General features: G+C 65.7%; 22 protein-coding genes. 8 read left to right on the plus strand and 14 right to left on the minus strand.

The window, feature by feature from the left end; translation table 11 throughout:
- The first annotated feature begins 201 nt into the window (after positions 1 to 201).
- Together RUU78_RS01510 and RUU78_RS01515 are read left to right on the plus strand one after the other, a co-directional pair.
- Complete coding sequence (locus tag RUU78_RS01510; protein WP_313912962.1) at positions 202 to 699, plus strand: hypothetical protein; 498 nt, start codon at positions 202 to 204, stop codon at positions 697 to 699.
- Entirely contained in the window at positions 692 to 2,173 is a 1,482-nt protein-coding gene (locus tag RUU78_RS01515) for a hypothetical protein (RefSeq protein ID WP_313912965.1), read from the plus strand. Before RUU78_RS01510 ends, RUU78_RS01515 begins: the two co-directional genes overlap by 8 nt.
- 26 nt (positions 2,174 to 2,199) lie before the next feature.
- Here the strand turns inward: RUU78_RS01515 and RUU78_RS01520 are convergent, their stop codons facing one another.
- The 9 genes from RUU78_RS01520 to asnS form a co-directional block, all read right to left on the minus strand.
- Positions 2,200 to 2,685 carry a Rid family hydrolase gene (locus tag RUU78_RS01520; RefSeq protein ID WP_313912967.1) on the minus strand — a complete coding sequence of 162 codons (486 nt, stop codon included), beginning with the start codon at positions 2,683 to 2,685 and terminating at the stop codon, positions 2,200 to 2,202.
- Positions 2,682 to 4,055 carry a hypothetical protein gene (locus tag RUU78_RS01525; protein WP_313912969.1) on the minus strand — a complete coding sequence of 458 codons (1,374 nt, stop codon included), beginning with the start codon at positions 4,053 to 4,055 and terminating at the stop codon, positions 2,682 to 2,684. The genes RUU78_RS01520 and RUU78_RS01525 overlap by 4 nt, the downstream gene beginning before the upstream one ends.
- Positions 4,056 to 4,184: 129 nt before the next feature.
- Complete coding sequence (gene can, locus RUU78_RS01530; RefSeq protein WP_313912971.1) at positions 4,185 to 4,838, minus strand: carbonate dehydratase; 654 nt, start codon at positions 4,836 to 4,838, stop codon at positions 4,185 to 4,187.
- Between the two features lie 84 nt (positions 4,839 to 4,922).
- Positions 4,923 to 6,377: an aldehyde dehydrogenase gene (locus RUU78_RS01535; RefSeq protein WP_313912973.1), complete on the minus strand. Its 1,455-nt coding sequence runs from the start codon at positions 6,375 to 6,377 to the stop codon at positions 4,923 to 4,925.
- A gap of 59 nt (positions 6,378 to 6,436) precedes the next feature.
- Positions 6,437 to 7,012 carry a hypothetical protein gene (locus RUU78_RS01540; protein ID WP_313912975.1) on the minus strand — a complete coding sequence of 192 codons (576 nt, stop codon included), beginning with the start codon at positions 7,010 to 7,012 and terminating at the stop codon, positions 6,437 to 6,439.
- A gap of 263 nt (positions 7,013 to 7,275) precedes the next feature.
- Positions 7,276 to 8,064: an SDR family oxidoreductase gene (locus tag RUU78_RS01545; protein ID WP_313912976.1), complete on the minus strand. Its 789-nt coding sequence runs from the start codon at positions 8,062 to 8,064 to the stop codon at positions 7,276 to 7,278.
- A gap of 106 nt (positions 8,065 to 8,170) precedes the next feature.
- Positions 8,171 to 8,515: a hypothetical protein gene (locus RUU78_RS01550; RefSeq protein WP_313912978.1), complete on the minus strand. Its 345-nt coding sequence runs from the start codon at positions 8,513 to 8,515 to the stop codon at positions 8,171 to 8,173.
- On the minus strand, positions 8,512 to 8,817 hold the full coding sequence (locus tag RUU78_RS01555) for a hypothetical protein (RefSeq protein WP_313912979.1): 306 nt from the start codon (positions 8,815 to 8,817) through the stop codon (positions 8,512 to 8,514). Before RUU78_RS01555 ends, RUU78_RS01550 begins: the two co-directional genes overlap by 4 nt.
- 2 nt (positions 8,818 to 8,819) lie before the next feature.
- Complete coding sequence (gene asnS / locus RUU78_RS01560; RefSeq protein ID WP_313912981.1) at positions 8,820 to 10,220, minus strand: asparagine--tRNA ligase; 1,401 nt, start codon at positions 10,218 to 10,220, stop codon at positions 8,820 to 8,822.
- 177 nt (positions 10,221 to 10,397) lie between these two features.
- Here asnS and RUU78_RS01565 point away from each other — a divergent pair, with 177 nt between their 5' ends.
- On the plus strand, positions 10,398 to 10,724 hold the full coding sequence (locus RUU78_RS01565) for an iron-sulfur cluster assembly accessory protein (protein ID WP_313912983.1): 327 nt from the start codon (positions 10,398 to 10,400) through the stop codon (positions 10,722 to 10,724).
- A gap of 87 nt (positions 10,725 to 10,811) precedes the next feature.
- Here RUU78_RS01565 and RUU78_RS01570 read toward each other — a convergent pair whose 3' ends face one another.
- Both RUU78_RS01570 and RUU78_RS01575 read right to left on the minus strand, forming a co-directional pair.
- Positions 10,812 to 12,080 carry a hypothetical protein gene (locus RUU78_RS01570; RefSeq protein WP_313912985.1) on the minus strand — a complete coding sequence of 423 codons (1,269 nt, stop codon included), beginning with the start codon at positions 12,078 to 12,080 and terminating at the stop codon, positions 10,812 to 10,814.
- A gap of 39 nt (positions 12,081 to 12,119) precedes the next feature.
- Positions 12,120 to 13,625, minus strand: a complete 1,506-nt coding sequence (locus RUU78_RS01575) for a helicase HerA-like domain-containing protein (RefSeq protein WP_313912987.1) — start codon at positions 13,623 to 13,625, stop codon at positions 12,120 to 12,122.
- Between the two features lie 129 nt (positions 13,626 to 13,754).
- On the opposite strand from RUU78_RS01575, the gene RUU78_RS01580 reads away from it, so the two are divergent.
- On the plus strand, positions 13,755 to 15,272 hold the full coding sequence (locus RUU78_RS01580) for a transglycosylase SLT domain-containing protein (protein ID WP_313912988.1): 1,518 nt from the start codon (positions 13,755 to 13,757) through the stop codon (positions 15,270 to 15,272).
- A gap of 231 nt (positions 15,273 to 15,503) precedes the next feature.
- Here the strand turns inward: RUU78_RS01580 and RUU78_RS01585 are convergent, their stop codons facing one another.
- The 3 genes from RUU78_RS01585 to RUU78_RS01595 form a co-directional block, all read right to left on the minus strand.
- Positions 15,504 to 15,941 carry a hypothetical protein gene (locus RUU78_RS01585; RefSeq protein ID WP_313912991.1) on the minus strand — a complete coding sequence of 146 codons (438 nt, stop codon included), beginning with the start codon at positions 15,939 to 15,941 and terminating at the stop codon, positions 15,504 to 15,506.
- Between the two features lie 184 nt (positions 15,942 to 16,125).
- The gene (asd, locus tag RUU78_RS01590) at positions 16,126 to 16,968 is read right to left on the minus strand and encodes an archaetidylserine decarboxylase (protein WP_313912993.1); all 843 of its coding nucleotides are present in this window, start codon (positions 16,966 to 16,968) and stop codon (positions 16,126 to 16,128) included.
- Positions 16,968 to 17,606: an SCO family protein gene (locus RUU78_RS01595; RefSeq protein WP_313912995.1), complete on the minus strand. Its 639-nt coding sequence runs from the start codon at positions 17,604 to 17,606 to the stop codon at positions 16,968 to 16,970. Before RUU78_RS01595 ends, asd begins: the two co-directional genes overlap by 1 nt.
- A 72-nt stretch (positions 17,607 to 17,678) precedes the next feature.
- On the opposite strand from RUU78_RS01595, the gene prmB reads away from it, so the two are divergent.
- The 4 genes from prmB (at position 17,679) to RUU78_RS01615 (ending at position 23,702) form a co-directional block, all read left to right on the plus strand.
- Positions 17,679 to 18,599: a 50S ribosomal protein L3 N(5)-glutamine methyltransferase gene (prmB, locus tag RUU78_RS01600; protein ID WP_313912997.1), complete on the plus strand. Its 921-nt coding sequence runs from the start codon at positions 17,679 to 17,681 to the stop codon at positions 18,597 to 18,599.
- A 61-nt stretch (positions 18,600 to 18,660) separates the two neighbouring features.
- Complete coding sequence (gene aroC, locus RUU78_RS01605; RefSeq protein ID WP_313912998.1) at positions 18,661 to 19,758, plus strand: chorismate synthase; 1,098 nt, start codon at positions 18,661 to 18,663, stop codon at positions 19,756 to 19,758.
- 61 nt (positions 19,759 to 19,819) lie between these two features.
- Positions 19,820 to 20,857, plus strand: coding sequence for an aspartate-semialdehyde dehydrogenase (locus RUU78_RS01610; protein ID WP_313913000.1), 1,038 nt, complete (start codon positions 19,820 to 19,822; stop codon positions 20,855 to 20,857).
- 253 nt (positions 20,858 to 21,110) lie between these two features.
- Complete coding sequence (locus RUU78_RS01615) at positions 21,111 to 23,702, plus strand: FimV/HubP family polar landmark protein (protein WP_313913001.1); 2,592 nt, start codon at positions 21,111 to 21,113, stop codon at positions 23,700 to 23,702.
- Positions 23,703 to 23,854: the final 152 nt, after the last annotated feature.

Here is a 23,854-nt window from a genome sequence, read left to right on the forward strand (position 1 = left end):
GAGCCAGCTCGCCTGCTCAATGAAAGTGGCAGGTCTGTGCGAACCGCTGTTTTGAGCCGAACCACCTTCCGCTTATGTGCAGCCGCCCAACTTAAGAGCGGCAGCTCAATCTGTTTGATAGCGCCCGCTCATCTGGCGTCATACTAAACGCATTACAGGGAAACGTACGTGGACAATCGGCTTTGCAGACGGATCATCGGCATGGCCGCGCTCCTCGCTATCGTCGGCAGCGGCACGGTTGTCGCGCAGCAGCTTGCCCCGGCCGTTACAGACATCAGCGTCAACGGCAACGGGACGGCCAATATCACGCTGCCGTTCCAGTGGTCGGGGCTATCCGCCAACTACTATCGCTTCAATGTCGTGGGAAACGGCTATACGTGGACGATCACGAACGTGGAGTCGGGACAGGGTTCGGCGCGGACAGGTAAGACGATTTCGCTGGCCGGACAGAATCTGCCGGTGACGCTGACCACGGCAGGACTGCCGCTGACGGGACCGACGCCGACCTCGGCGCAGTACATCGACTTCGCCGCATGCACCGGCCCGGCAAACGAATTCTGCAACTGGACTGCGGCGCGGCGCTACCGCTTCGTCGTCGATCCGAGCCTGGCCGTGTCGCGATCCACGGCGATCGCGACCAACGGCAGATCGGTGCGCGAGGGCGGCATGGAACGCACACAGGAGAATCTGCATGGATAGTTGGTTCTGCAAATTCGTCGTTATCGCCGGAGCTATCCTGGCTGTTGCTGGTGGTGACACAGGCCTCGTGGTTGCGCACGATCTGCAGCCGGAGGCCACGGAAATGTCCATCGACGGTGATGCCACGGTTGCGATCTCGCTGCCGTTTTCGACGAATGGTCTGGGCGTCAGTCACTATCAATTCAATGTCGTTGGCGATGGCTATACCTGGACGCTGACGAATGTCGGTTCGGGTCAGGCGTCGGCACGTACCGGCGCGACGATTCCATTGGGCGGGCAGAATCTTGCACTGACGGTGACGACGGCAGGTCTGCCGGTCACGGGGCCGACGGCGACTACCACGCAGTACATCGATTTCATACCGTGTACGCAGTCGCCAAACGTTCAGTGTTTCGCCACTCTCGCGAAGCGCTATCGCTTCATCGTCGATCCGACACTGACGGCCACGCCCAATTCGACGATCACGGTCAACGGCAGCAGTACGCGGCAGATCGAACTGGTGTGGTCGACCGCGCTCAATGGCCAGTCAATTGCGGCAAGCTGCGAAAAGGACGCCGGCACGCCGGCGATCACGACGATTGCGGTGAGCCCGGCGACGCGGGTCACGGACGCGAACGCTCGTGCGGACTTCGCGATCACGACCAGCGGACTGCGCCTGATCGCCGACAGCGGCAATCCGCCTTCCGGCCGCTGCACGTTCCGTGCGCACGCGTCCAGCGCCAGGACGGCCGTCGTCCCAGTGCAGGGGCAGCGCATCGCGCCGTCGTTGAACGTGAGTCCGTCCTCGGTGAACGTGCCGAACTCGGGATCCACCGAGGTCGATCGCGTCGTCGTCGTCGGCACGCGGTCGCCGGCCGAGGGTGGCGTGACGATCGACGCGAGCTGCACGGCGGAGTCGCCGGCGACGGTGAGCCTCGATGGTTCTGCTGCGGGTTCGGCGCAGAACGGCAGCAAGGTTGCCAACGCGAGCGGCGAGGTGCAGTTTCGCGTGCTTTCGCAGAACCTCGTGACCGTGCCGCCGACGGGTTCGCCGCATGTGCGTTGCCGGTTCAAGGTGCGCGAACTCGCCGAGACGTACGAGTACTACGTGAGTGGTCGGCAGATCGCGCCGTCGGTCGCGCTGAGCATGCAGCAGATCACGCAGACGGGCACGACCACGCTGACGGCGACGCTGAGCCCCGCCTATCCGGGTTTCGATATCTTGCCCAGCTGTACCACGCAGGGCCTGGCTCCGGTCAGCGCTGTGGAGACGTCCTCGACGACGAACGCGAGCGGGCAGCAGGCTTTCAATGTGATGGCGCCGGAGCTGGTAGTCACGAACCCGAACGGCGTGCAGCCGTCGGCATCATGTACGTTTCGTGTCGTGGGGGCGAACGGTGGCGTCGGCGGTGCGGGATTCCTCTCGTTCCGCAGCGGCAATACCTGCGTGATGACGCTGTCGCCACTGCCGCCAGCCTGCGGCAATCCGAACTGACGGGCTGGCTGACGTGTCGCGTGGTGTCAGCCCGCTTCCCCAACGACCGCAACGCACTTTAACTCGATCGCGATCGGCGTCGGCAGCGCGGTGATGCCGAGCGTCGTGCGGCACGGCTGCGCGGTCGTGAAGTGTTCGGCGTAGAGGCGGTTATAGGTCGCGAAATCGCGGCTCATGTCGGTCAGATAGACGGTGACGTCGACGAGGTCTTCCCAGCGCGCGCCGGCAGCTTCGAGCACGGCGCGCACGTTGGCGAAGACCTGGCGGCACTGCGCTTCGATGTCGTAGGAGACGAGGCGTTGGCCGGCGTCATACACGTTGCCGGGGATGGCGTTGCTGCCGGGCGTGCGTGGGCCGACCCCGGACAGGAACAGCAGGTTGCCGACGCGGCGCGCATGCGGATAGGCGCCGACCGGCGCAGGCGCGTTGCCGGCGTGGACGTGACCGGTCTGGACGTGGCCGGTGTGCTCGGGGTTGGCTTGTTCGGGACTGCCGTGTGCGGGGGCGCTCATGGGTTGCGTTCCTTGCTGCTGCCGACGGTGCTACCGGCGACGGTGATGTTCTGCGTGTTGACGACCTGGCTGTCCGCGCCGCTCGCGCGCACGCGATAGCGGCCGGGACGCAGGTACAGGTCGGTGCGCAACTGGTTGACGGTGCGGAACTTGCGTTCGCTGCCGGTCAGCGAGGAATCGCTCAGGCCGATCACGATGCGGTCGGCCGGGATCGCATCGTCGCCTTCGCCGATATAGCGCGCCTCGATCATGCACGGCATGACCGAGCGGCAGATTTCGCCGTCGATGGTGTAGGGCTGGCGTGTGCCGCCGAGGCTGAGCCAGCTCTGCCGGCCGTTGTCGTGCGTATACGGCGGCAGCGCGACGCTGAGGTCGTACTGGCCTTCACGCAGGCTCCAGGGCTTGCCGTCCTTCGCGACGAAGGCGACCGCGGTCTTCGGCGGCGATTTCGCCAGCAGTGCGCGGTAGTAGGGGTGATCCTGGCTGGTCTCGGTATGCGGGATCAGCATGGTCTGCTCGACGGTCAGCGGATCGATGTGCGCGATCTTGCGGAAATGCTGCGCCATGCTCGCGCCGCCGAGGTACTTGCCCGATTCGACGATATGCGCATAGCCGGCGTTGACCACGACGCGGGCCTTGGGGTCGTCCTTGAAGACGCGGTTGTACAGGTTGCGCGCCTGTTCCTTTTCGCGCGCGTCGCCGACCGCTTCGGACGCGGCCTCGTAGGCGACCACGGTGAAGCCGAGGCGGAGCGCAGTACGCACCATCTCGGCGTAGACCGGCTCTTGCGTGTAGAAGCCGCTGTCCTCGTTCGGATAGCCGCGGCCGGCCAGATTCGTATCGGTTTCGTACAACGTTTCGGCGGCGAAATGGGTGAAGCCGAGTTCCTTCAGGCGCGGCAGCATGGCGACCGTCAGCGTGCGTGTGATTGCGGCGTTGTGCGCCTCGTTGAAGAACACGGCGCGCTGGTCGGCAGCCAGACGTGCGATCGTGTCGGCGGCCGGTTCGATGCGCCAGGCATCGCCGTCGAGCGGCGAGGGCGCGTCCTGCTTGTCGCCGCCCTGCTGGATCGAGAAGGACTGCATCGCATCGTCGTGCAGGCCCAGGTAGGACTGATGCCAACTCAGGTACTGGCCGAAGATCAGGCGAAAGGCCTTGCCGTCGTCGGCGACGTAGGCGGCACGCATGATCTGGTACTGCGGCAGCAGGCCGCGGACTTTTTCCGCCTGCCGCAGAATGGATTCGGACTTTTCCGCGGCGGCGATCTGCTGCTCTTTCCAGCTCGCGGCACCGGCCAAGGTGGGCAGGGCAAGCAGCGCAAGTATCGTCAGGGCGGGGGCCGTCAGGGCGAAGGTCGGGCTGGGGCGCATGGTGGTTCTCCGGAGTCGCGCGCAGCATAGAACAGCGCCGCGCGCGGCGGTTTTGCAGCGCGTGTGCGTTGCCGCGACTGCGCGCTCATGCCGCCGAACGCGCAAGCGCGGCCAAGCACGCTCATGGCATCAATCCCGCGCCGTAAGCCGGCCCAGAGCCGCCGGGTAGGCAACGGGTAGCTGTTCGCGTGCCCCGACCGTCATGCCCAGGTCGGTGATGCGGCCGTCGAACAGGCTGTAGATCCAGCCGTGCACGCTCAGCGACTGGCCGCGCGACCAGGCGTCTTCGACGATGGTGGTCTGGCACACGTTGAGCACCTGTTCGATGACGTTGAGTTCGCACAGCCGGGCGTGGCGCAGTGCGTCGAGCTCGAGCGCGCTGAGCATGGCCGCATGCTTCTGCGCGACGTCGCCGACATGGCGCAGCCAGTTGTCGGCCAGGCCTACGCGCATGCCGGTCAGGCTGGCATGCACGCCGCTGCAGCCGTAGTGGCCGACGACCATGATGTGTTCGACCTTGAGCAGGTCGACGGCGAACTGGATGGCGCTCAGGCAGTTGAGGTCGGTATGCACGACGACGTTCGCGACGTTGCGATGCACGAACACTTCGCCGGGCTGCATGTCGGTAATCTGGTTGGCCGGCACGCGGCTGTCGGAACAGCCTATCCAGAGGTATTTCGGTGCCTGCTGGCTGGACAGGCGCTTGAAGAAATCCTTGTCCTGCGTGCGCATGGCTTCGGCCCAGGCCTTGTTGCGCCTGAGCAGGTCGGAAAGATCATTCATGGCCGGTTTCCAGGGCGAAAACCGCAAGCATAGCCGCGGCCGGGCAGGGTACGGAAATGACGGCGGACAGATTGACGTGCGGGCTCAGTCGAACGCGATGCACACGTTCTTCGCCTCGGTGAAGAAGCGCAGCGCCTCGGTGCCGCCTTCGCGGCCGACGCCGGACTGCTTGACGCCGCCGAACGGCGTGCGCAGGTCGCGCAGCATCCAGCAGTTGATCCAGACGATGCCGCTGTGCAGTTGCGCGGCGACGCGATGGGCGCGATTGAGATCGCGTGTCCACACCGTCGCGGCCAGACCGTACGCGGTGCCGTTCGCGATCGCCAGCGCCTCGGCTTCGTCGTCGAACGGCTGCAGTGTGACCACGGGACCGAAGATTTCTTCCTGGTTGGTGCGGCAGCCGGCGCCGAGGTTGTCGATCACGGTCGGCTGGATGAACCAGCCGTCGGCGCAGCGTCCGGGGACGCTGGCGGCTTGCCCGCCGACCAGCACCTCGCCGCCTTCCTGCCGGGCCAGCGCGATGCAACCCATGACCTTGTCGAAATGCGCCTGCGACACGACGGCGCCGAGATCGCTGCCGGGCAGATCGGGGTCGCCGACGCGCAGCGCCCGCACGCGTGACACGAAGCGGTCGCGGAACTCGGCATAGACGCGCCGTTCGACGAGGATGCGCGAACCGCACAGGCAGATCTGCCCCTGGTTGGCGAAGGCGGAGCGCACGATGGTGTCGAGCTGGGCTTCGCTGCCCTCCCAATCGGCGAACACCAGCGTCGCGTTCTTGCCGCCGAGTTCCAGCGAGGTTTTCTTGAACTGCCGTGCCGCGCTCTGCGCGATCTGCGCACCGACGCGCGTGGAGCCGGTGAAGGAAATCGCCTTGACCGCAGCGGCGTCGACCAGCGCCTGGCCGGTCTGCGCGCCGCTGCCGAGCAGGATGTTCAGAACACCGGGCGGAAAGCCGACGTCGATGCTGGCCTGGGCCAGCATCCAGGCCGTCAGCGGCGTGACCTCGGAGGGTTTCGCGAGCACGCAGTTGCCGGTCGCGAGCGCCGGCGCGATCTTCCAGGTAAACAGGTACAGCGGCAGATTCCACGGGCTGATGCAGGCGACCGTGCCGAGCGGCTGGCGCAGGGTGTAGTTCAGGGCTCGGTCTTCCATCGCATGCGCTTCGCTGGACCATTGCGTGATGGCCGCGGCGAAGAAGCGCAGGTTGCTGACCGCGCGCGGGATGTCGACGCTGCGCGCGAGCTGCAGCGGCTTGCCGCTGTCCCGCGATTCGGCCAGCGCGAAGGTTTCCTGCTGCTGCTCGATCGCGTCGGCGAGTCGGTTCAGCAGCTGCGCGCGCTCCCCTGCGGGTAGACGCGACCATGCTGGAAACGCACGCTGAGCCGCCTCGGCCGCGAGCGCGACGTCGGCCGCGTCAGAATCCGGACAGTACGCATGGAGCTGGCCCGTGGCCGGTTCGAATACATCGAGATAGCGGCCGCTGGCCGGCGCGGTCAGGCGACCGTCGATGAGGTTGCTCAGGGTCTGGATGGTCATGCGCCGATGGTAGCGTGTGTTCGGCGAGGCTCGGAGTGTCTGGCCTGTGATGCGCTGTGCTACGACTCGTGCCCGTCGTCCGTCTTGCGCGTGATCGCGCGTGCATGGCGCAGACCGATCTCGTGGAGTTGCTGGAGCTCGCGCGCGTCGCGCCGCGGCGGATGGCCGCCGGCCGCGCGCCACAGCAGCAGCGGGTTGCAGAACGCCCAGAGCATGCCGGTCAGCACCGACATCACGGTGTAGGGCAGACCGTCATTCTGCCATCCGTCGCCCGGCGCGGCGTCGGGCAGCAGCCGGAACCAGACGCCGAGTACGGCGCACTGGACCAGCACGAGCACGACGATGGGCCGGCCCTGCCCGTCGATGTGATCGGGCGTGGCGGAAAACCGGCGCAAGCCCCAGGCCGCCGTCGCGCCGAGGGTCAGCGCCAGCAGCAGCGGCAGCAGGCCCGCCACCCACACGAGCACGGCCGCAACTCCCATGCGCAGCCAGCCCATGTAGCCTTCGGCCATGCTGAACAGCCAGCCGGCGCGGTCGAGCGCCTGGATGGTACGGGATCCGTCGAGTCCGACCAGCAGCGTCTGCGCCACGACGATGGCGGCCAGGACGGTGGTGCGGACGGTGGTCGGTTGCACGCAGCGGTACCTCGATGGCACGGACCCGCGCCGCCCGCGCGGCGCACGGTGACAGTGTGCGTCGCAATGTCTCCATCAGGGGCCGCCGTGTGTTGCGGCTGCACCGGTTTGACGTTGCGAGTCTTGACTGTCTGCCGGGGTTGTCCCATTGCGGCGCTGAACCAGGCCCGTACCGGACGATGAGCTCGCCGGCGGAACACCTTGAGGCACTTACAGCGTTGTGGCCGCCGCTCTGCACGGCAACGACCGGACGGACCGCCGGTTCACAGCGACTGCATGCGCCCGCCATCGACCGGCAGGTTGACGCCGTTGATGTAGGCCGCGGCCGGCGAGGCGAGGAATGCGATCGCTGCGGCGATTTCCCCGGCGCTGGCAAAACGGCCCGCCGGCACGCTGGCGAGCATCGCCTGTTCGATGTCCTGCTCGCTCTTGCCCGTGGCCTGGATGCGGTCGCGCACGATCTGCTCGAGGCGCTGCGTTCGGGTGTAGCCGGGCAAAACATTGTTGACCGTGATGCCGTAGGGGCCGAGCTCGGTCGCGAGCGTCTTGGCCCAGCTCGCCACGGCACCGCGGATCGTGTTGGACACGCCGAGGTTGCGGATCGGTTCCTTGACCGAGGTCGAGATCACGTTGACGACGCGGCCGTAGCCCGCTTCGCGCATGCCGGGCAGCACGCATTGCAGCAGCGCGTGATTGGCGAGCAGGTGATGCTGGAAGGCCTCGACGAAGGCCTCGGCTTTGGCCGATTGCGCCGGTCCGCCCGGCGGCCCGCCGGTGTTGTTGACGAGGATCTGCACCGGTGCGGCGTACGCGGTACTTTCCACTTTGCGGCGCAGCACTTCGGTGTCGGCCATGTCGGCGGCGATGAAGCCGTGCGTCTGCGCGGCATGCACGCTCGGCAGCGCGGCCACGACAGCGGCCAGTGATTCTGCGTTGCGTGCGAGTACGGTGACGTTGGCGCCGAGCAGGGCGAGTTCGTGCGCCGCAGCGCGGCCTATGCCTTGCGAGGCGCCGCAGACCAGTGCGTGACGGCCGTTCAGATCGAGCTGCATGGGAATCTCCGTCGACGAGTCGAAAGCGTGAAAGCCCTCCCTTTCAAGGGGAGGGCTTGTGCATAGCTTCTGCGGAGTGGCTGAGCATTCGCTGGACGCTCCTGAACTAAGCCAGACCGCGCGCTATCTTGTGCACCATGCGCGGCAGCAATTCTTCGTCGCTGTCTCCGCGCGGTATGTCCATGGTGTCGAGGTCGAACCCCATGATCGCGGCATCCTCCTCGTCCAGACCGTCGAACTCGCGGAATTCCGCATCGAGCAGTGCCATGCGTGCACTGGCTTCGTCGTCGTAGCGCAGGTATTCGCCGGTGGCGCCGAACACTTCGGCGATACCGCTGTCGAGTATGTCCAGGCGCGACCAGATCAGCGTGTCGCCGAATCCCGCGCACCACCAGTAGGTTTGCGCAGGTATCGCGGCGATGCTGTCGGTATTTTCGGTTTCTTCGCTCATACCACGACTCCAGTGATGCGCAGCAGCAGCAGTATCGCCGCGCAGGTGCTGCCGATGGCGATGGCCCAGGCGGCGATGCTGCCGGGAAGGGCGAGGAAGCGCAGGTTCTGGTCGGCTGAGGTGCGCCAGGCGAAGCGCAGGAACCAGCCGAACGCGCGTGGCGAAAACGGCGTCGCGCCCATCAGTGGACGATGCTGCGGATGCCGGTCGCGCAGTTGCGTCGCGACCAGCGGCCAGCTCATGACATAGGCGGTCAGGCCGAAGATGGCGAAGCCCAGCGCGAGCAGCAGCAGGAACAGCACGTTCAAAATTCTGCGTGGCCGGGGACGCGCGGATATGGAATCGCGTCGCGGATATTGGCCAGGCCGCAGGTATAGACGACGAGGCGCTCGAAGCCCAGGCCGAAGCCCGCGTGCGGAACGGTGCCGTAGCGGCGCAGGTCGCGGTACCACTGGTAGTGGACCGGGTCGATGTGCATCTTCGCCATGCGCGCATCCAGCAGGTCGAGCCGCTCCTCGCGCTGCGAGCCGCCGACGATCTCGCCGATACCCGGCGCAAGGATGTCCATCGCGGCGACGGTCTTGCCGTCGTCGTTGAGGCGCATGTAGAAAGCCTTGATCTGCTCCGGATAGTTCATCACCACGGCCGGGCGGCCGACATGCTGTTCGACGAGATAGCGTTCGTGTTCGGTCTGCAGGTCCATGCCCCATTCGACCGGGAATTCAAAGGTCTTGCTGGAGTTCTGCAGGATCTTGACGGCTTCGCTGTAGTCGATGCGCGCGAACGGCGCGTCGATGAAGTTTTCCAGACGTGTGATCGCGGTCTTCTCGACGCGCTCGGCAAAGAAAGCCATGTCGTCGCCGCGTTCGTTCAGTACTGCGCGGAACACATATTTCAGCAGCGCCTCGGCGAGGTCGGCATCGGCGGACAGGTCCGCGAACGCGATTTCCGGCTCGATCATCCAGAACTCGGCCAGGTGGCGTGAGGTCTGCGAGTTTTCCGCACGAAAGGTCGGGCCGAAGGTGTAGACCTTGCTCAGTGCCAGGCAGTAGGCCTCGACGTTGAGTTGGCCCGAGACGGTCAGGAACGCATCCTTGCCGAAGAAATCCTTGGAATGATCGACGGCGCCCTTGTCCGTACGCGGCAGGTTGGCGAGGTCCAGCGTCGATACGCGGAACATCTGGCCGGCGCCTTCGGCGTCGCTGGTCGTGATGATCGGCGTGTTGATCCAGAAATAGCCGTTTTCGTGGAAGAAGCGGTGCACGGCCTGCGCGAGGCAATGGCGCACGCGCGTGATCGCGCCGAAGATGTTGGTGCGTGGGCGCAGGTGGGCGACCTCGCGCAGGAACTCCATCGAATGCGGCTTGGGCTGGATCGGATAGGTCTCGGGATCGTCGACGAAGCCGGTGACGTCGATGGCGGTGGCCTGGATCTCGAAGCTCTGGCCCTTGCCCTGTGACTCGACGACGGTGCCGGTGGCGATGACGCCGCAGCCGGCGGTGAGCTTGAGTACGTCGATTTCGTAGTTCGGCAGCGTGTTCGGCGCGACGATCTGGATAGGGTCGAAGCAGGAGCCGTCGCTGAGATTGACGAACGAAAGGCCGGCCTTGGAATCGCGCCGGGTGCGTACCCAGCCGCGGACCGTGATTTCGCTGCCGATCGGGTGCGTCCCGGCCAGCGCGGCCTTGATGCTGACTACCGCCATGGATCTCTACTCCGCCAAATCGTGAGGCGCCGGGTGCGCCGGGGAAGCCCGCGATGATAACGGAACTGCGCTGCTGCGGTCGCCGGCCTTGCTTTCGGTCCAATAGGCCCCATCCCCTGCGGCACGATAGCGACACGTGTTATTGGTAGTCCCGGCCAAGGCCATTAGAATCCGATCATGTCCATTTCCCTGACTCCCGCTGCGCGTCAGCGCATGCACGATTTTCTGGCTCGCGATGCGACGGCGAAAGCCGTGCGTTTCGGGGTCAAGCGCACCGGCTGTTCCGGCTACAGTTATGTCGTCGACCTGACCGATACGATCAGCGACGAAGACCAGTGGATCGACGACGCGGGCGTCAGGCTCGTGGTCGATCGCAAGAGCCTGCCGCTCGTCGACGGTACGGCCATCGACTTCCAGAAGACCGGCCTCAATGCGGAATTCGTATTCAGCAATCCGAACATGACCGGCGAGTGCGGCTGCGGCGAGAGTTTCACGGTCGGTTGAAACGGCGGTCTCTTGCGTAATCGAGAGGCCTCAGCGCGTTCCGGAACGCACGGCCCGCCATAAACGCGGGCCGCGCGTGTGTGTGGCTCAGTCCGCCGCCGGTTTCTTCGCGCTCACGCTGTCGATCAGCTTCATCAACGCATCGATCTGTGGAACCAGCGCGTGATTCGGATAGGCGCCGCGGATCTGCGTCAGCAGCGCTTTTGCTTCCGCGTCCTTGCCCATGCGCTCGCTGAGCAGGCGTGCCGCGAGGAGGTACATCGCCGGTATGTCGGCGCTTTTCGGGTGGCGCTTGTGGAAGCCGTTGATCAGGCGCAGCGCCAGCTGCGCATGGCCGAGCGTCGACGCGCGTTGGGCCATGCGCGCGTTCGATTCGGCGTCGGTGAGGACGAAGGTCGGATCGAGATCGGTCAGCTCGCGGCAGAGCTCCACGGCGGTCTTCTCCTTCTCCTGAGCCAGCAGCATCGGAAGCCACTCCTTGCCGTGGCGTATCAGTTCGTTCCTGTCGCCCTTGAGCCGCACGAGTTTGCGGTATTGCGTATGCACGGCTTCGGTGCCGCCGCGCTCGCGCAGGTGTGCCTGCAGCGCCTCGGTGGCCATGTCGGTCTCGCCGTCCCGCACCATCTGCGCAGCCTCGTCGAGGATGTACTGGTCCGTATCGGCATTGCGATGGAGCTGCAGCGTTGGCACCGCGTCGGGCGTGAACCCGAGTTCGTCCTGGTACTGCCAGATCAGATAGCCCATCAGGTGGAAGGTTGCGATCAGTGCATAGCCGGAAATGAAGTGAAACACCGGCAGGCCGACGGCCAGCGGCAACAGCTTGGCGAGCCACGCCTGGGCGTTGCCGGCACTGATGAAAATCACGAGGATGAGGCCGAATGCAACGAAATACGGCCATCCCAGCCGCGTCATGATCTGGACCCAGGTGCCTGGATTCAGTGCATGGCCGAGGTTCTGGTCGATCGCGAGCGACATCACCGCGCCGGGATAGCCAACGAGCATGACGACACACAAGGCGAGGCCGATCCAGCCGAGCAGGACGACCAGCAACACCGCTGCGATGATGAAAATCAGCTGCAGCCAGATCGCGAGCCAGCCGGAAGACTGCGCAGTCTCGCCCATGCCCTCGGGCGGCTCCATGCGGCCGTTGGCGGTGGCGCGCAACACCTCGAAAGCGAACCGGTACAGCGCCACCGTGACCAGCAGATCGAGCAGCCAGCCGGCCAGCCCGGGCAGCAGGCCCAGCAGCCGCGCGAGCGCCAGTACGCCGATCGTGATCATGGCGGCGGGTTTGGCCGGATAGAGGGTGATTTCGCTCAGCCGCTGCCAGAATGGCACGATGGTTTGGTCGGTCATGAAAGTCTGCTGGTCAACTGTGGAAAATGATAAAAATTTTCAGCGCTTGCCGCCCATGATCGAACCGAGCACGCCGCGCAGAATCTGGCGGCCGAGCTGGTTGCCGACCGAGCGCATCGCCGACTTGGCGGTCGCTTCGATGACGCCCTGGCGCCGGCCGGTGCCAAACAGCGCACCCTTGATCATGTCGCCCCAGCCGCTGGGCGCATCGGCGCTCTTGCCGGTCTTCTTCTTATCGACCGGTTCGGCGTCCTTGGCAGAGGCCGCGGTTTCCGCGTTGCGCGCGGCGATTTTCTCGTAAGCCGACTCGCGGTCGACGGTGGTGTCGTACTTGCCGCCGACCGGCGAACGCGCACGCATCGCCGCGCGCTCGGCATCGCTGATCGCGCCGATGCGACAGCCCGGCGGCACGATAAAGGCGCGTTCCACCGGCAGCGGCACGCCGCCATCCTGCAAGGTGGTCACGAGGGCTTCGCCGACGCCGAGCTGAGTGATGACGTCGGCGACTTTCTTGATCTTGGGATTGGGCGGGAATGTTTCCGCGGCCGCCTTGACCGCTTTCTGGTCACGCGGCGTAAACGCGCGCAGCGCATGCTGCACACGGTTGCCCATCTGGCCGAGGATGGTCTGCGGCACGTCGTCCGGATTCTGCGAACAGAAGTACACGCCGACGCCCTTGGAACGGATCAGCCGCACGACCTGCTCGACGCGCTGTACCAGCGCAGGCGGCGCGTCGTCGAACAGCAGGTGCGCCTCGTCGAAGAAGAACACGAGCTTGGGCTGGTCGATGTCGCCGACTTCCGGCAGCCGCTCGAACAGTTCCGACAGCATCCACAGCAGGAAGGTCGAATACAGCTTTGGCTTGAGTATGAGCTGATCCGCGGCCAGCACGTTGATGATGCCGCGACCGCCCATGTCCTGGCGCAGGAAATCGGCGAGATCCAGCGCCGGTTCGCCGAAGAACTGGTCTCCGCCGGCCTGATCCAGGCTCAGTAGTGCGCGCTGGATCGCCGCGATCGACGTCGAGGAAATCAGGCCGTAGCGCTGCGAGATGACTTTCGCGTTTTCGGCGGCGAAGGTCAGCAGCGCGCGCAGATCCTTGAGGTCGAGCAGCAGCAGGCCTTCGTCGTCCGCGAGCTTGAACACGACTTCGAGCACGCCGGCCTGGGTATCGTTGAGCTCCAGCAGACGACCCAGCAGGTTCGGACCCATCTCCGAGATCGTGCTGCGCACCGGATGGCCTAGCGTGCCGAAGATGTCCCAGAACACGACCGGATTCGCGGCGGCCTTCCAGTCGACCTTGAGTTCGGCCACGCGCGTATCGATCCTGGTATTGCCGCCGCCGGGTTCGCACAGGCCGGCGAGATCGCCCTTGACGTCGGCGAGGAACACCGGCACCCCCATCTGCGAAAAGCCCTCGGCCAGACGCATCAACGTGACCGACTTGCCGGTGCCGGTGGCGCCGGCGATGAGGCCGTGGCGATTGGCGTATTTGGCGCGCAGGAGGACGTCAATGTCGCTCTTGCCCAGCAGGATGTCGCTCACGGCTGCTCCGGGTGTCGTTGCATGGGTAATGTGAAGGCCGATTGTAGCGACGGATTCACGCGCGCAGGCAATTGGACTGCGGTTGTATCGCTTCTCCGCGCTGTGTAACGTGCGATCGATCTGTCAGGAGTGTCTGTCTTGCGAATTCGTCTTGCTGCGGCGTTGGCTGCGTGTGTTCTCCTCACGGCCTGTGCCGGTACACCATCGAAAGGTGTCAAACCGGCTGCCGGCGCCACGGCCGACGAGAGCGAGATCGGCGCGTTGTATGCGCGTCTGGGTGAAGCGGTCAAGCGCTACGAAGGCAGCGCGGAACTGGCCGATGCGGGCGAGCGCGAACGTGCGGCGCGCGAAGGCAACGCAGCGCTGGACGATCTGCGCGCCGCCGCGCAACGCTGCCAGCAATTGCCGGGATGCGAGAACGAACGTTTTCTCTCGGCCTTCGACGGCCTGCTGCGACGTGACGCGCCGATCGCGACAGTGACCGGCGAGGGCGAGAAGCCGGTCGGCGAGGACGCGGTTCCCGAAGCGGTGGGCGAAGGCTCTCCGGTGGTGTCCGACCTGCCCGAGACGGCTCGCTCGATCACCTTGCTCAAGGGCCGCCCGCTGGCGGAAATCATTGCTGTCAACGAGCCGGTCAAGGCCGCGCTCGAGGAGTGGCTGACACAGTACCGGCCGAATCTGATCCAGGCCTACATCAACTATCAGTACATGCGCCAGCTGATGTGGCCCGAATACCAGAAGGCCGGACTGCCCGAGGCGCTCCTGTTCGGCTTCATCGCGAAGGAATCGGGCGGCAAGGTGCATGCGGTGTCGCGCTCCGGCGCCAGTGGCCCGCTGCAGTTCATGTATGCGACGGGGCTGCGCTTCGGCCTGACGACGAGCGACGGCTTCGACCAGCGCTTCGATGCGGCCCTGTCGGCACGCGCGAATGCGGCCTATTTGAATGAACAGCTGCGCGTGTTCAACAACGATCTCGAACTCGTGCTGGCTGCGTACAACGGCGGCGAAGGTCGCATGGGCCGGCTCGCTGGCGGCGGCCGTGCGCGCTTCTGGGATCCGTCGGTCTACGGAGCGCTGGCACCGGAGACGCGCGAATACGTGCCCATGGTGCTCGCCGCGGCCTGGCTGTTCATGCACCCGGAGCGCTACAACCTCGAATTCCCGCGCATCGATACGCGGCTGGGCAGCGTGGTGCTGCCGCGTTCGATGTCGTTGTCGGAGCTGTCGATCTGCTTCGGCCAGGAAGGTGGCAGTCGCGACGGCTGGTTCCGCGCCTTGCGCAATCTCAACCCGGCCTACGACCATCAGGCGGCGATAGCCCCAGGCACGCGCCTGACGGTACCGCTGGCGCTGGAAACGGCGTTTCCGAAGACCTGCGCGGAAGGGCCGTGGCAGACCCTGGCGGCCGAACTGCATGCGGCTACGGTGCCTCAGGTCGCCATGACGACCGGCCCGGCGGCGCGCGGCAGTACTGCCAGCCGCGGCCGCGCCCGCTACACCGTACGCAAGGGCGATACGCTGGCGGCGATCGCGCGCAAGCATCGCTGCGGTGAAGTCCGCGAGATCGCGAGCCTGAACCGCCTGCGTGCGCCGAGCTATGCGATCAAGCCGGGGCAGACATTGCAGATTCCCATTTGCTCGCGTTAGACGTGGTGCTCGCGTCAGACGCGGTGCCAGGCACCAACACCAGCGCTGTCTGGCTGGCGCTGTCTACGCGGCTGTAGCGGGAAGGCGCGGCGGGCGCGGCGTTTCGGGTCGCACCACGAGCCGTGGTACGCGGCACGTGCGAGTTGCAGCGACCCAGTGACAGTCAAAACGAAAAAGCGCGCCATCCCTGGCGCGCGACGTCCCACTGGCCCGACATCAAAGAATCAGGGATTACGCGGCCTGTTCGCTGGAAAACCAGCTCTCGGCCGTCGCGGTCGGCGCGGATTCGCGCAGGAAGCGCAGCGCGCGGAGCAGTGAACGGTGTACGCCGTCGAGCGCGGGCAGGGTCGTGCCGCGGGTTTCGTGATAGGCCACGGTCAGCCAGAGGGCAATGCCGCGGATACGCACGGGAAGATTGTCGGAGCGCGCTCGCGACAGGCCGATTTCCGTACCGCTGCCCCAGGCGCTGTAGCGCTGCTCCGGCGGCGTGCCATACAGATGCGGGAATTCGCTCTTGGCCGCGGCGGAGAATTCCTTCTGGGTCAGGGTCGCCAGCTGCAGACGGGCCGCGTTGCTCAGGCCGTTCATGAGCTTGTCGATTTCCTTGAACTCACGCTGCAGCTGATAAGCACGTTTGGTCGCAACGAGGCGCCAGATCAACTGCTGCATGATTTTCCCCTTCAGGTGGTTCGACAGATCGCCAGCGATGGTAGTGCGGCCGGCGGAGGAGATTAGCCGAACCGGTCACAAACTGACAATCCGCGTCACCTACGAAATTGAAAACAATCCACGCCGCGTGTGAAGCCGCGCGGCGAGGTTTACCCGGCAGGCGTCCGGTGGGGGGGGGCAGCGATCAGCGGACGCTGCCGATGCGCTGGCCGACCTTGACCGCCTGCTCCGGTGCGAGGCCCGTGTCGATATCGCCGACGGCGGGGGGCAGCAGCACGATGACCGTGGAACCCATGTTGAAGCGGGCCATTTCGGCGAAGCGCGCAAGATGGATGTTCTTTTCGCGCCAGTCCCGGCGCGTCACGCGGCTCGCGTAGGGCGGTATTTCCAGGCCGGACCATACGGTCGATACGCTGGATACCAGCATCGCACCGACCATTACCACGACGAAGGGGCCGTGCTCGCCCTTAAAGTGGCAAACCAGGCGCTCGTTACGCGCGAACAGGCGCGGAATCGCAGCGACCGGCGCGGGTGCGACGCTGAACAGCCGTCCCGGCACATGGACCGTGCTCTGCAGCACGCCGCTCAGCGGCATGTGCGCGCGGTGATAGTCGCGGGGCGACAGATAGACCGTGACGAAGCTGCCATCGGCATAGGCAACGGCATCCTCGTCCGAGGCGAGCAGTTCGGCAACGGTGTAGTCCTGTCCCTTGGCCTGGACGATGCGCCCGGCGCGGATCGGCCCGGCCTGGCTGACCTTGCCGTCGGCGGGGCAGAGCAGCGCATCGGCCGAGGGATCGGCGCTGCGCGCGTCCTGTTTCAGCGCGCGCGTAAAAAACGCATTGAAATGCTCGAACGCGGCCGGATCCGGTGTTTGTGCTTCGCTGAGGTCTACCTGGAAGCGACGCACGATCTGGCCGATGAGGAAACCCTTCCATGGCTTCCAGGTCCAGCGCGTCGCCCAGTACACCGTCCGGGACAGCAGGCGATGCGGCAGAACGTATTGCAGCAGGATCGACGGTTTCATCAGCGGGAGCGCACCAGGGTCAGGATGTCCGCGCCGATTGCGGCGGCATCCAGCGGCGGACGGAACAGGCCGACGAGCCGGGCCTGCGGATCGACGACGACGATGGACGCACTGTGGTCGACGTTGTACTGGCCGTCTTTGGCCGGCTCGCGCGTGTACATGACGCCCAGGGAGCGGGTCAGCCGGTCAAGTTCCTCGTCGCTGCCGGTAGCGGCGATGAAGCCGGGATCGTAATACGCGACATAGCGCGCCAGGATCTCCGGCTGGTCGCGCTGCGGGTCCACCGATACGAAATGAATATGCACCTGATCCGAAGCGCCGGCCTTGACCAGATGTGCGCGCACTTGCTTGAGGACGCCCAACGTATTCGGACAGATGTCCGGGCAGTTGGTGAAACCGAAGAAGAACAGGTTCCAGTGGCCTTTCAGATCGGCCGCAGTCAGCGGCTTCGCGTCGCTGCGCGTGAGCTGGAATTCAGCGACGGCGCGCGGCACCGGATAGCGCGTGATGGCCGTGGTGCCGATGCCCGCGGCGCCGAACTGCTGGCTCAGCAGCCACAAGCCCAGACCGGCGGCGAAGGCGACGACGAGGATCAGGGCTGTAGGAAAGGTGCGGCCCGAGTTATGACGTGTATTCATTGCGCGAGTATAGACGCGGACGCCGCGGGCTCCGCGTCCTATACTCTGCGGCCCATTGTCGCTGCCCGCCCCATGACTGCCGAACTTTCCACGATCGTCGACTTCATTCGCTATGGCGCAAGCCGCTTCGCCGGCGCCGGCCTGACCTTCGGCCATAGCTATGACAATGCGCTCGACGAAGCCACGCATCTGGTGCTCTGGGCGCTACACATGCCGCACGATCTGTCGCCCAACTACGGCCACGCCAAGCTCGTCGCGGATGAGAGGAACACCATTCTTGCGCTGATCGAGCGGCGCATCACGGAGCGCAAGCCGGTCGCCTATCTGACAGGCGAGGCCTGGTTCGCCGGCCTGCTGTTCAAGGTCAACGAGAGCGTGCTGGTGCCGCGTTCGCCGATCGCCGAGCTGATCCAGAGCAGTTTCTCGCCGTGGCTGGACGACGTTGACATCGAGCGTGCGCTCGACCTGTGCACCGGCTCGGGCTGCATCGGCATCGCGATGGCGTCGCACAATCCGGGCTGGCAGGTCGACATCGTCGACATCAGTCCGGCGGCCCTGGAGCTTGCTCAGGCGAACGTGCGTTTCCAGGACGTGCAGGATCGTGTACGGGTGATCGAGTCGGACCTGTTCAACGGCCTGCAGGGCGAGGTATACGACCTCATCGTGACCAACCCGCCGTATGTCACGGAACAGGAATTTGCCGATCTTCCGCCCGAATACGGCCACGAACCGGCATTAGGCTTGAAAGCCGGTCACGACGGCCTGGACTTCGCGCTGCGCATCCTGGCCGCCGCGCCGGCGCACCTGTCCGAGCAGGGTTTGCTCATCGTCGAGGTCGGCGAGAGCGAGCATGCGCTGGCGGCGCTGTTGCCGCGCATACCGTTCACCTGGATCGAGTTCAACGTCGGCCAGATGGGCGTGTTCGCGCTGGACCGGCGCGATCTGGTCGCGCATGCCAACGAAATCCACGCTGCGCTGCAGGCAAGAAGCTAGTCACCGTCGGGCTGCGCGCCGCAAAGCCCGACGCCGCGGTTCCACGCGATCGAGTCCCTCCGTGTCCAGCAATTCGTTCGGAAAACTGCTTACGGTCACGACCTTCGGCGAAAGCCACGGCCCGGCCATCGGTTGCGTCGTCGACGGCTGTCCGCCAGGACTGGCCATCGCCCCGGAAGATTTCCGCGATGATCTGGACCGGCGCGCGACCGGCCGCAGCCGCCATACCTCGCAGCGGCGCGAAGCCGACGAGATCGAGATTCTTTCCGGCGTGTACGAGGGCCTGACGACGGGCACGCCGATCGCCTTGCTGATCCGCAACACTGACCAGCGTTCGAAGGACTACACCGAAATCGCCGAGCAGTTTCGCCCGGGCCATGCGGACTACACCTATTGGCAGAAATACGGCCTGCGCGACCCCCGCGGTGGCGGCCGTTCGTCGGCGCGCGAGACGACGATGCGCGTCGCCGCAGGCGTGATCGCCAAACGCTGGCTCGCGCAGCGCCACGGCATACAGGTGCGCGGCTGGCTCGCTGCACTCGGGCCGCTGGTGCCCGCGGCTTTCGACTGGGACGCGATCGAAGGCAATCCGTTCTTCTGGCCCGATGCGGCAATGGTCGTCGAGCTCGAACAGTTCATGGACAGGCTGCGCAAGTCGGGCGATTCCGTCGGCGCGCGCGTCAGCGTGCTGGCGTCGAACGTGCCCCCAGGCTGGGGCGAGCCGATCTATGGCAAGCTCGACGGCGAACTGGCTGCGGCGCTGATGAGTATCAATGCGGTCAAGGGCGTGGAAATCGGTGACGGCTTCGCCGCGGTGACCCAGCGCGGCAGCGAGCATCGCGACGAGATCACGCCGGCCGGATTCCTGTCCAACCACGCCGGCGGCATTCTGGGCGGGATCTCCAGCGGCCAGGAAGTGCTCGCGTCCATAGTCCTCAAGCCGACCTCGAGCATCCTGATTCCAGGACGCAGCGTGAACGTGCGCAACGAACCTGTCGAGGTGGTCACCAAGGGCCGCCACGATCCTTGCGTCGGCATCCGCGCGACGCCGATCGCCGAGGCCATGGTCGCGCTGGTGCTGATGGACCAGGCGCTGCGCCATCGTGCCCAGTGCGGCGACGTGGCTGCGGTCGAGCCGAGAATTCCGGCCAAAGCCTGAGAGTCCGCGCGGACGTGATGCATCGTCCGCATTCCTGAAGTATCAAACTGGAGAAAGGTAAATGTCTGCAAGCTCGGCGGGGCGCACATTCAAGGTTGCCATGGTCGGTGCGACCGGTGCGGTCGGTGAAACCCTGATCGGCATCCTGAAAGAGCGCAAATTCCCGATCAGCGAGTTCGTCGCACTGGCGAGCGAGCGTTCCGCCGGCGGCGAGGTCGACTTCGGCAACCGCAAGATCACGGTGCAGGATCTCGCGACGTACGATTTCGATGGTGTCGACATCGCGTTCTTCTCTGCCGGAGGCAGCGTAAGCCGGGAGCACGCGCCGCGCGCGGCGGCGGCAGGGGCCGTCGTGATCGACAACACCTCGGAGTTCCGCTACCAGGACGACATCCCGCTCGTGGTCGCCGAGGTCAATCCCGACGCGATCGCCGACTACACCACGCGCGGGATCATCGCGAATCCGAATTGCTCAACGATGCAGATGTTGGTCGCTCTTGCGCCGATCCATCGCGCCGCCGGCATCACGCGGGTCAATGTCGCGACCTACCAGTCCGTTTCCGGCGCCGGTCGCAGCGGCATGGAAGAGCTGGGTCGCCAGACCGCGGCAATCCTGAACTTCCAGGAGTCCAAGCCGCAGAAATTCCAGGCCCAGATCGCGTTCAACCTGATTCCCCAGATCGACGACTTCCAGGCCAATGGCTATACGAAGGAAGAGATGAAGATGGTCTGGGAGACGCGCAAGATCCTCGGCGATCCGGCCATTGAGGTGAACCCGACCGCGGTGCGCGTGCCGGTGTTCTATGGCCATTCCGAGGCCGTCCACATCGAAACCCGCGACAAGATCACAGCAGAGCAGGCCCGCGAACTGTTAGAAAGCGCGCCCGGCATTGTCGTCGTCGACGAGCGTGTGCCCGGCGGCTATCCGACGCCGGTTTCCCATGCGGCCGGTCAGGATGCGGTGTTCGTCGGCCGCATTCGCGAGGACATCTCGCATCCGCGTGGACTCAATCTGTGGGTCGTTTCCGACAACATCCGCAAGGGGGCCGCCTTGAATGCGGTCCAGATTGCTGAGCTATTGGTGAAATCGTATCTGTGATCTATAGTTACGGTTGTGTTATAAGGCATTTTCGAGATTGTCCGGCGGCTCTAAAGGTCGCGGGATACGGCTGCGCAGGGACGCGTGGTTAGAGCCAAGGTCTTGCAAGTGGTTGATCAGGTTTGAAAAACGCGTGGGACTAACGCTGCGAAGGGGATCGGTAGATGTTTGCGCATTCGCCGGTGGTTCGCGGGGCTGTACCGACAGAGCTAAGACCAGGCCTTAGGCCACTGCCACCCAGGGGGCTGACCTCATGAATGGATCGCTGAAATTAACACTGGCCGTTGCGCTCGCACTGGGCAGTACCAATGTGCTGGCGCTGGGCCTGGGAATGATCCAGGTCAAGTCGGGCTTGAACGAGCCCCTGGTTGCCGAGATCCCGGTGACCGGCGGCCCTGACGAAACAGCCAGCGTCAGCGTTGCGCTGGCAGCGGCTGCCGATTTCGAGCGCGTGGGTCTGTCCCGCGCGCGCATCGTCGTCCCTCTGGAATTCACGCTGGCCACCGGTGCCAAGGGCAACGCGGTCATCAAGGTCACGACCAAGGATGCGGTACGTGATCCGTTCCTCGACTTCCTCATCGAAGTGAACTGGTCCAAGGGCAAGTTGCTGCGCGAATACACCGTGCTGTTGGATCCGCCGACCATGGCACCGGCGATCAAGGGGTCGCGCGCGAGCACGGCACCGGTCCGCGACGGCACCACGCCCGCCGCCTCGACCCAGCTTCCGGCGACCAAGCCACCGGCCAAGACCACGGCCAAGCCGGTTCGAGGCAGCGATACGGCTTCGACGCCGCCGGCCGCTCCGTCGCCAACTCCGGAACGCACCGCCGCCAGTGGCGAATACGGTCCGGTTGCCGCAGGCGAAACGTTGTCGGAAGTCGCCGCCTCGACGCGACCCGACGAAAGCGTTTCGGTGAACCAGGTAATGATCGCGTTGCTGCGCGCGAATCCGAACGCGTTCTACCGGGACAACATCAATTCGCTCAAGCGTGGCGCGATCATGCGCGTGCCGAGCGCGGACGAGATCCGCGCTGCGGGCAGTGCCGCCGCCGCCGCTGCCGAGGTGCGCAACCAGAACGAAGCTGCCCGGGGTGGCGCTGCCGCACCGACCCTGGTCGCCGATACGGGCTCCCGTCAGGTGTCGTCCAGCACGTCGTCCAGTACTGCCGCGACGAAGCCCAGCGATCGCCTTGAGCTGGTACCGCCCAGGAGCGGCAAGGATTCGTCCGCGAGTGCCGAACGGCCGGGCGCCGGCGGAACCGGTGATTCCAGCGTTCGCGCCGAACTGGCGCGGGCCAAGGAAGCGCTGGCGAGCAGCAACCAGGAAGCCGGTGAGCTGAAGTCGCGTGTGCGCGAACTCGAGGAGCTGAAGACCAAGAACGACAAGCTGCTGACGCTGAAGGATTCGGAACTCGCCGCGCTGCAGCAGAAGCTCAAGGAGCTGCAATCGGCAAAGCCGGCCACCAGCAGCGCATCGACGAGTACGCCGCCGCCCACCGCGACGCCGCCGGCTTCGAGGCCGGTCGTATCGACGCCGCCGGCCACCACGACGGTGACGGCGCCGAAGTCCGGCGAGAAGGCGCTGACCAAGGAAGAGATCTGGGGCGCAGCCGCGGGTACCCCGCCGGGCACGTCGACGCCGGCTGGTGCCACGACGCCGGCTACCGCATCGCCGACGCCGCCGGGCACTACACCGGCAGCGCCGACCCCGACGCCGCCGGCATCGAGCACGGTCACGCCTCCGGCGTCAGTGACGTCGCCGTCGACCACCAGCACGACGAGTCCGACTACGGCGCCCGACGGTTCGGCCGCAACGCCGGCCTCGACGCCGCCGGTCTCGACCACTCCGCCGGACGCTGCCGCAACGACTCCGTCGACGCCAGCTGTCACGCCGGCACCGCCGACCACGACTCCGGCCAAACCGGCTACCAGCACCACGGTACCGGCCAAGCCGTCGACGCCGGCCAAGGTGCAGCCGCTGCCCACCGCCAAGCCGTGGTACAGCGACCCGAATATCTGGATGTATGGTCTTGGCGGTCTCGCCGTGCTCGGCGCGCTGGGTTTCCTGGCCTCGCGCCTGCTCGGCAAGAAAACTGCACCGGCTGCCGCAGGCGGAGCCGCGTATGCCGAAGCCACCTCGCCGCTGCAGGACGAGGAAGATGCGCTGCTCGATCGCCTGGCCCAATATCCGGATGACACGTCGGCTCACCTGGAACTGACCAGCCTGTACTACTCGCAGGGCGATGCGGACAAGTTCGAGGCCGCGGCCCAGGCCATGTACGCGCACATCTACGACACCAACATGCCGGAATGGCAGCAGGTTCAGGCGATGGGCCGCGAGCTGGTGCCGACGAACCCGCTGTTCGCCGAGCCGCTCGCTGCAAGCGCACCGTCGTTCGGCAATTACGACGCGGCACCGGAACCGATGCGCTTCGACGGGTTCGACGACAGCTTCGGCGCGCCGCCGCCGGCGGCTCGACCGGCTGACGACGACGCGTTCGATTTCGATCTGGCCGATCGCAGCGCGCCGACCGTACCGCCGCCGTCCGCCGCACGTGACGATTTCTCGTTCGACCTGACTCCGCCGCCGGCACCGGCCCCAAGCAACTACCAGACCCAGGTGCAGCCGTTGCCGCCTATCCCGGATCTGGCGCCACCGCCGTCGCGCATCGACGACGACCTGCTTGCTTCGGACGACGCCATCGGCACCAAGCTCGACCTGGCCAAGGCCTATCTCGACATGGGCGATCCGGACGGTGCGCGCTCGATGCTCGAGGAAGTGCTGATCGAAGGCTCCGAGTCGCAGAAGGGCGAAGCGCGCAAGCTTCTTGCGGAAATCCGCTAGACCGGCGGGCTTGGACGGACTGCAACGAAAGGCCGGCGCAAGCCGGCCTTTTTTTAAAGTCTCGTGAGGCTGCCGCGGTCTTCCGATAGCCAGGCGACGCGGATTGAGCCCGGCCGGCGCGTTCGGGCTACAATCGCGCCCCTTTGATTCCG

The sequence above is a fragment of the Tahibacter sp. genome, from assembly GCF_032229445.1.
Taxonomy (GTDB): domain Bacteria; phylum Pseudomonadota; class Gammaproteobacteria; order Xanthomonadales; family Rhodanobacteraceae; genus Tahibacter.